The 8,451-nt window shown below is 31.2% G+C and carries 6 protein-coding genes; 2 read left to right on the top strand and 4 right to left on the bottom strand.

Annotated features, from left to right (window positions below; all coding sequences use genetic code 11):
- Positions 1-52: 52 nt before the first annotated feature.
- Together B0A78_RS13825 and B0A78_RS13820 are read right to left on the bottom strand one after the other, a co-directional pair.
- On the bottom strand, positions 53-1,345 hold the full coding sequence (locus B0A78_RS13825; protein ID WP_014164332.1) for a TIGR00341 family protein: 1,293 nt from the start codon (positions 1,343-1,345) through the stop codon (positions 53-55).
- A 520-nt stretch (positions 1,346-1,865) separates the two neighbouring features.
- A complete protein-coding gene (locus B0A78_RS13820) occupies positions 1,866-2,729 on the bottom strand; it encodes a hypothetical protein (RefSeq protein ID WP_123907314.1) in 864 nt (287 codons plus the stop codon).
- Between the two features lie 288 nt (positions 2,730-3,017).
- Here B0A78_RS13820 and B0A78_RS13815 point away from each other — a divergent pair, with 288 nt between their 5' ends.
- Together B0A78_RS13815 and B0A78_RS13810 are read left to right on the top strand one after the other, a co-directional pair.
- Positions 3,018-5,318 carry an ATP-binding protein gene (locus B0A78_RS13815; protein ID WP_097609783.1) on the top strand — a complete coding sequence of 767 codons (2,301 nt, stop codon included), beginning with the start codon at positions 3,018-3,020 and terminating at the stop codon, positions 5,316-5,318.
- A 3-nt stretch (positions 5,319-5,321) separates the two neighbouring features.
- Positions 5,322-6,215, top strand: coding sequence for an HNH endonuclease (locus tag B0A78_RS13810; RefSeq protein ID WP_097609782.1), 894 nt, complete (start codon positions 5,322-5,324; stop codon positions 6,213-6,215).
- Positions 6,216-6,364: 149 nt separating this feature from the next.
- Here the strand turns inward: B0A78_RS13810 and trpA are convergent, their stop codons facing one another.
- Positions 6,365-7,144 carry a tryptophan synthase subunit alpha gene (gene trpA, locus B0A78_RS13805; protein WP_097609781.1) on the bottom strand — a complete coding sequence of 260 codons (780 nt, stop codon included), beginning with the start codon at positions 7,142-7,144 and terminating at the stop codon, positions 6,365-6,367.
- Between the two features lie 75 nt (positions 7,145-7,219).
- Complete coding sequence (gene trpB / locus B0A78_RS13800; RefSeq protein ID WP_097609780.1) at positions 7,220-8,401, bottom strand: tryptophan synthase subunit beta; 1,182 nt, start codon at positions 8,399-8,401, stop codon at positions 7,220-7,222.
- Positions 8,402-8,451: the final 50 nt, after the last annotated feature.

Genomic DNA, 8,451 nt, shown 5'->3' with positions numbered 1-8,451 from the left:
AATAATGCCACATCCTTCCTGTGTTTTTGAATGTGAAAAATAAAAAAAGATGTTATTTTTTTACCAATTCAATATCCTGTGTTTGTAATTTTTGACTCAACCATTTTTTTATCTTATTTGTGTCAATTGTATTATCATTACATTCGTACAGCAAAACAATAAATGTTTTTTGTTCGTCCGTATTTGTATTAATTATATGTTTTCCTAATGATACATTTTTTAGTTCAGGAAATAGGATAGCAATTTCTTCTAAGGTTTCGTTATTTGAAATTTTGTACTCATTCAATTCTTTTTGTAATTTGTTTATTAAAAGATCTTTTTGGTCAGATGTTTTGTTTTGAATCCCAATTTCATTCAAAATTTCATCTTTTAAATCTTTTGGATCTTGTTTTATTTCTATTACAGTATTCTTAATATCGTATTTAGAAAGTCTTTCATTTAGTAATTTAGTTTCATTTTCATTAAACTTTTTACTTAAAAAAGCCAGTTCTATTGTTTTAGGGGTGGTATTATGTTTTGTTTTTTTATAAATAATTGTATAGCCTTTATTTGTTAATTCTTGAGTTAGAAACTCTTCTATTTTTTGGTTATACTTATTTTCCTGAAGCAAGCTATATGCCATATAAAAACTAGGAATGATCATAATTAAAATAAGAATTGAAATACCGTAACGTATTTGTTTTTCAAATTTTTGATTGAGTGTTTTTATAGGTTTGTAATTCAGGTATTTAAGTACTAAAAAGGTTGAGATGCAGATAAAAAAACAGTTGATAGAATATAAATAAATAGCTCCTAAAAAATAAGAAAAATTACTAATAGCAAGTCCGTGTCCTGCTGTACAAAGAGGAGGCATTAATGCAGTGGCAATAGCTACCCCTGGTATTGGATTGCCTTTTTCTACTCGAGTTATTGCAATAACACCAACCAAACCTCCAAAAAAAGCAATGAGAACATCGTAAATATTAGGAGAGGTTCTAGCAAGTAATTCGGAGTTTGTATCCTTAAAAGGACTAAAGTAAAAATAAATAGTTGCAACAGTTAAACTTAATATGGTAGCAATTAATAAATTTTTGGAAGATTTTTTTAATAGTTCAAAATCATAAATAGCTAATGAAAATCCAGCTCCTACAATAGGCCCCATTAAAGGAGAAATAAGCATTGCACCTATAATTACAGCTGTAGAATTTACATTTAAGCCAACACAGGCAATTACTATGGCACAGGCCAATGTCCATAAGTTAGATCCTCTAAAAGAAATATTAGATTTTACAGTTTCTAAAACTTTTTCTTGCTTTTCTTCACCTTTATTTAAATTGATAAAGTCGTAAATTTTTTTCTCAATCATCTGCTATTTATTATAATTTCTTATTAGTTTTTATGAAGTTAATGTTTTGTTTTTAAATAGTACATTAGGATGGAAGTCAAATATATAAAAATGCTTTTAAATTTAGACTTAGAACCTTAATTTCCTAAAAATGCTTAATAAGCACTTTGGGTAAGTTCATACAAAACGCTAAAATTTAAAATTTTGTAAAAGAATGAAGACTTTAAAAATTTTTTTTTAGAAAGGATGAGGTTTGTTATGAGCAAGGTATTTAAAAAGGAATAGCATTAATACCATTTAAACTTTAAATTTTCTTTTTAAAAATAGTACATCTACAAAAGCAACAAAAATTAGCATTCATTCTTGATACGTTTCGCGCTCGAACGAACCATGATTTCAATTATAACTCAACCGTCCGTCCGAGTTGTTTTAAAATGAAAAAAAAGAGCGAGAATTTTACTTTTTAATCCAGTATATTTTAAGTTTAAATGGTATAAAAGACCTCTCGTTTGTGGCTCCAACGTTGGTCTAACTATAAAATTTACTCCAAAATATCCATATCAAAATCTTTTTTGCAGATGTTCACTTCGTTAGTCGTTTTGCGCATTTTGATTACAGAATGTCCCACATCCCCCTGAATGGTAACCGAAGTGTCTTTGGTTTCGTTTTTAAAACTATAGTCCGATTCGTATTGACTCACAACGAAAACATCGTTTGTTTCCTGAAAGGTCATTTTTACTACCTCTTTCAATACCCTTACAGTATATCCCGTACTTTGTTTGTCGTTAAAATTATCACTGCTCATCTCAAAAGTATAGTTCGAAAGGAGATGATATTCCAAGGTTATCGGGCGACATTCTTTTTTGGTAAGCGTTAAGGAGCCCAGTAATGGTAATTTAGGATTTTGTGAGCGAAAATGCAGGATATAGTTAGCTTTATCACTGGTTTCTTCCAATTTGAATTGAAAATCTTTGCGATTCAAAAAAGCATAGCTTTCATAGAAGTGCTCCAACTGCCCAAAAATCGAAGTCAAATAAAATGGAATTTGCTCCCTTGGATTGCGTTCTTTTTTAAAAATGGCATTTTCAGCTTGCTGATACGTATCAAATTTCGCTTTGTCCAATTGATAAGTACTTTCGCAACCAATAGGCGAAACGGACTTCAAGAGACAAGTACCTTTAAAACTATAAAAAGGCATTTGGTTGATTTGCGCCACAGCTTCTACCGTGTAAAAATCGGTGGTGTTTGAGCGGTAATGCTGTTTGAACTGCGCACGCATTTTCAATAGCACTTGCTCCAACTCAATTTCCTGAGGGGTTCTAAAATCTTTGTGTTCCTGTTTTTTGATTTGAGCACCAATGCCTTGTATAGCGAACAATGCAAAAAGAAGCGGACGTAGTAACATGCGTAGCCGATTTTGGGTTAGTAGTTCTTAAAGATACTAAAACGCAGGTATTTATGGAAAATTTTGTGGGATAAAAGAAAAGTACCCAACAGAATATTTTTTTGAAGCCTCTTTTGTATAAAATGCTATTTTTGAATAGCAAATAAACAAAACATATTCCTCTACTAAACCCTGCGCTATTATTGTGTGTTTTCTTGTTTTAGCTTTTGGATATTGTTTTTACGGGAAACCGTAAGTTTATGACTCTAGAGAAGTTTAACTTTATAACAAACCATTAAACAACAAACCATGAGTTTCAAATTACTTGCCCTACGACCGCTTGACGGATGCAATGAAAAATTCTTAAAGAATTTAGAAGAAAATAGGATTTATCAGTTTTATCAAGATTATGAATTTCTGAATACAAATGGGAAAAAAGTTGAAGGAAAAGATAAAATAGTTGAAATAAAATTTAACAACTCACTTCCTGATGATTTATTTGGTGAAGGAATTAGTATATCTGCCATTGTAGGGAAAAATGGGAGTGGGAAGAGTGCTCTGATGGAGTTGTTTTTGGCTAGCATAACTAAAATGTCAATGTTGATAGATGATAATTTTATTGTAACTGATGAACTTTACGATTCAAGTAAAGATGATTATGGAACCAATAAAAATAACTTTGAAAAAAGTAAAAAAGAAGACTTATCAAATTTAAAACTAGAATTCTTTTATATTCAGACGTCAGGATTTATAGCTAGTAATAGAAAAAATGAAAAATGCTTATTAGAAAATGATGATACTAGTTATAAAAAGCCACATATTCGCAGAATTAAATTGATGAATGATAAAGTTTACTTTCAAGATTGGTGTAGAAAGGAAAATAATAATTTATACATAGCAATAAGTAATGACCTTTATGATTTTGATGATTTAGATAAAGTAAAAAAAAGTGAAACCGCAAACTTGCCTAATCAAAGTATATATTTTTTGAGAGATTTATTTTATACTAGTGTTCATAATTACTCGCATTATGCTTTTAACACAAAGGAAATAGGAGAATGGATAAGAGGGGTGTTTCATAAAAATGATGGATATCAATTTCCATTGGTTATTAGTCCCTATCGAGATAAAGGTAATATTGATATTAACAAAGAAAATGATTTAGTAAAAGCCAGACTTATCGCAAATATATTATCTGAAAGTAGTTTGAGGTTAATACAAGAAAAAAAAGAACTAACACATGTTGATATTTCAATAGATGAAACTAAGTTCTTAAATTTTAATATTGAAGATGGTGATTTCAGAATTTTAAATTCCAAAAAGGAAAGAACTGAAATTATAGTAAAACTATTGAATAAGTTTTATCCCTTAAAACAAGGTAAGAATCATACTGTTACTGAAAATTTATTTTCTAGATATGCTGTTGATTACCTTGTGGTTAAAATGTATAAGTTAGTTTGGTATAAAGTTTTTGAAGATTATAAAGACTGCTTTGAAACTAAAGAAGAAGTATTAAATGATAATGATGAAATAAGAAGGTTCAAAATTAAAAATATAAACAGTGAATTATTTGAAGATTATATAAATGCACTCGAAAATGATACGAGCCATTTAACATTTAAATTAAGACAAGCTTTATTTTTTATCTGTCAACCTTATCTTGATAAAGACACAAAAGATTTAGATTTTTTAGAAATACAGTCATTGGAAAAAATGCTGAAAAGTGCAAAAAAGAAATTATTTGAAAGAACTTTTGATCCTGATGCATTTCAAAATGTTACATATATCACTAGTGATGGTAGTAAAATTGGTAATCTGACCCCTAGACTTGATGACATACCAAATGATATCACTATTTATGAAATAGTACCTTCCTTTTTTAAGATTGAATTCTATTTTAATGAGAATAAACAAGATGCGTTTTCAAAGTTAAGTTCAGGACAACGTCAAAAAATATATTTGTTACATACTGTAATTTATCACATACGTAACTTAATATCTGTACAAAGGATTAGGGGAGAGAAAAGTACTCAAGAGTTGATTCAATACAAAAATATTAATATTGTTTTTGATGAAATAGAGTTGTATTTCCATCCTGAGTTCCAAAGAAGTTTTATTCAAGATTTTCTTCATTATTTAAAAGCATTAAATATTAAAACTTACAAATCTTTTAATTTACTTTTTATCACCCATTCCCCTTTTATTTTATCTGATATTCCTAAACAGAATGTGTTGTTTTTATCTGATGGAAAACCTAAAGAATTTGATAGGAAGAATACATTTGGAGCTAATATTGCTGATTTGTTGATAGATAGTTTCTTTTTTAATGATGACAATGAACATAAATTGTTGATAGGCGATTTTGCTAAAAATGAAATTAATAAAACTATTGAATGGTTGAATGATATGAAAAATGAAACCGACGAGTCTAAAATTAATGTAATTGAAAAGGCAAAACATAAACGGATCATTGATTTGATAGATGAACCATTAATAAGAACTAAATTAAACGAAATGTATTACGAAGTTTTTGATAAAGAATATCTTCTTGAAAAAGAAAAGGAGTATATTAAGAAACGTGCAATTGAATTAGGTTTTATAAAAGAGTAAATCATGATTAAGTTGCAACCCAATAATGAAGCTGTTAAGTTTCATTATGATGAAGTAAGTAGAACTTTGAATAGTACATCTATAAAAAGAAATAACACTGAAGTTAAATTGAATGAAAATTTTCTTATTTTTTTAAATACTTATAAAGAAGATTTAATATCAGGATTACCGTCTCGATTATTGGAATTACATCGAGAATATTTACAGCTAGAAATTTCTGAAGATGATAGAAGTGTTATAAAGGATTTTTTTATTAATACTGGATATAAAAATTTTAAGAATAAAGTTTTTTTAGAGAAATTAGGTTTTAATACCTGTGCTTATTGTAATCGAAATTATACTTTGCAGATTGTTGATGACAGAGCGAGAGCGCAGCTTGACCACTGGTTTCCTAAAGAAACATTTTATATTTTAGCATTATCACTTTATAATTTAATACCAAGTTGTCCATCGTGTAATCATATAAAATTAAATAACGCTCCTGATGATGGTTGGGAAAATGCTTTAAATAATTTAAATCATCCTTATCTAGAATGTAATAATTTCAAGTTTAGTTATGAGTATAGGAGTTTAGAAGATTTTAATTTAAAAATTGACGTTGAGAAAGATTCTAAAACGGATAATACCTTAAAATTTAATCGTATAGAAGAGATTTATAATGCACATTCTAATTTGGAGTTGAAAGATTTGGTGCATTTACGCTCTAAATATTCAGACACTTTTTTGAATATTGTTAAAGATAGTTTTGGCGGAATAATGTCAAAAGAAGAAGCATATCGGATAATTTTTGGAGTCGAGGAAAAAGCAGAAAATTTTCATAAACGACCTTTTTCAAAATTTAAAACTGATATAATTGATGAACTTTTAAATGATAATAAAAATAAGTTCGAGACTTGATTCTTTTTAGATTCCTCGTTGCCTCAGAGTAACAAACTGAGTGGAGCAACTTTGCGAACCTAGCGTAAAAGTTTTGCTAACTTTGCGGTTAGATATTGAAACTATGTGGTAAAAAAAGTAAAAGCCTGAAAAAATCTTCAGGCTTAATATTATCGTATTTTCTTAATAAAATTTCCAATACCATCCACACCATTAGCGGTTAAATGTTTGATAAACGCACTACCAATAATGGCACCTTGTTGGTGCGTAGTGGCATGTTGGAACGTTTTAGCATCAGAAATTCCAAAACCTATGACTTGTGGGTTTTTCAGTTGCATTTTAGCGATGCGTTCAAAATACGCCATTTGCTCGTCCCCAAAGCCCGTTTGACTACCCGTAACGCTTGCGGTACTGACCATATAGATAAAACTATTGGAAATAGCATCGATCTGGCGAATGCGTTCGTCACTGGTTTGCGGTGTGATTAAAAAGATATTTTTTAAGTCGTATTTCTCAAAAATAGCCTGATATTCTTGTTGGTATATCTCCAAAGGTAAATCGGGGATAATTAAACCGTCGATGCCTACTTGGGCGCATTGCTGACAAAATTTTTCTACTCCAAATTGCAGTATCGGATTCAAATATCCCATAATCAATAACGGAATTTGTACCGTTTGACGAATGGTTGCCAATTGCTCGAAAAGTAGGGCAGAAGTCATTCCGTTTTCTAATGCAATCGTCGAACTTTCTTGTATAGTAGGTCCATCGGCTAAGGGATCACTAAATGGTAATCCGATTTCAATCATATCGACTCCGTTTTTTTCTAGTTCTTGGATGATGTGTACGGTGTCGTTTAATGCAGGATACCCAGCGGTGAAATACAGGGATAAAAGCCCCCTAACCCCCGAAGGGGGAACTGTTGGTGTGTAAAGTTTATTGATTCTGTTCATGATTTTTTTGTTTCAAGTTTCAGGTTTCAAGTTTCAAGTTCCACGTTACGTAACTTGAAACTTGAAACAATTTTTTTATAATTCAAAGTAATTGATATACGTATTCAAATCTTTATCGCCTCTTCCAGAAAGGTTAATGACTACAATATCTTCTTTCTTGAATTTTTTTAAGTCAAAAATGGCTAAAGCGTGCGAACTTTCAATTGCTGGAATGATGCCTTCTTTTTTACAAAGGTTAAGACCTGCTTGCATCGCTTCGTCATCGGTAGCTGACATAAAAGTGGCGCGTCCGCTTTTGAATAAATGCGCGTGTAATGGACCTACACCTGGGTAATCTAATCCTGCCGAGATAGAATAGGGCTCTGTAATTTGGCCGTCTTCGGTTTGCATTAATAGGGTTTTGCTTCCGTGGATAATACCTTCTTTTCCTAATATTGAGGTAGCAGCGCTTTCGCCTGAATAAATTCCTTTTCCAGCGGCTTCTACAGCAATTAAATTGATATTTTCATCGTCTAGGAAATGATAGAAAGCGCCAGCGGCATTACTTCCTCCACCCACACAAGCAATGACATAATCAGGGGTTTCGCGACCTTCTTTTTCTAATAATTGTTTTCTAATTTCTTCCGAAATAATACTCTGAAAACGGGCTACCATATCAGGGTAAGGATGAGGTCCTACTACCGATCCTATGATGTAAAAGGTATCAAGCGGATTGTTAATCCAATCGCGAATAGCTTCATTAGTCGCATCTTTTAAGGTCTTTGAACCTGAGGTGGCAGGACGGACTTCTGCGCCTAGCATTTTCATTCGGGCAACATTGGGTGCTTGACGTTTGATGTCGATTTCGCCCATATACACAATACATTGTAATCCCATTAAGGCACAAACGGTGGCGGTTGCCACTCCGTGTTGACCAGCACCCGTTTCGGCGATGATGCGGTGTTTGCCTAATCGTTTGGCTAATAAAATTTGTCCTATGGTATTGTTGACTTTATGCGCACCTGTATGGCATAAGTCTTCTCGCTTTAAATAGATATTGGTGCCATATTGCTCCGATAAATTTTTAGCAAAATACAAAGGGGTAGGGCGACCTACATAATCTTTTAATAATTCTAAATATTCTTGTTGGAAACTCTCCGTTTCGATTATATCAAGGTACTGTTGGCGTAACTGCTCCACATTAGGATACAGCATTTCTGGGATAAAAGCCCCTCCAAAATCACCATAAAATCCTTTTTCGTTTACTGTATATTTCATTTTTTTTATTTTTAGTTTTAAAGTTTCAAAGTTTCAAAGTTTCAAAGTTT

Origin of the sequence: Flavobacterium columnare NBRC 100251 = ATCC 23463, assembly GCF_002530675.1 — a bacterium.
Taxonomy (GTDB): Bacteria; Bacteroidota; Bacteroidia; order Flavobacteriales; family Flavobacteriaceae; genus Flavobacterium; species Flavobacterium columnare.
The sequence above is the reverse complement of the archived record's forward strand: the minus strand, read 5'-3'. Positions and strand labels throughout refer to the sequence as shown.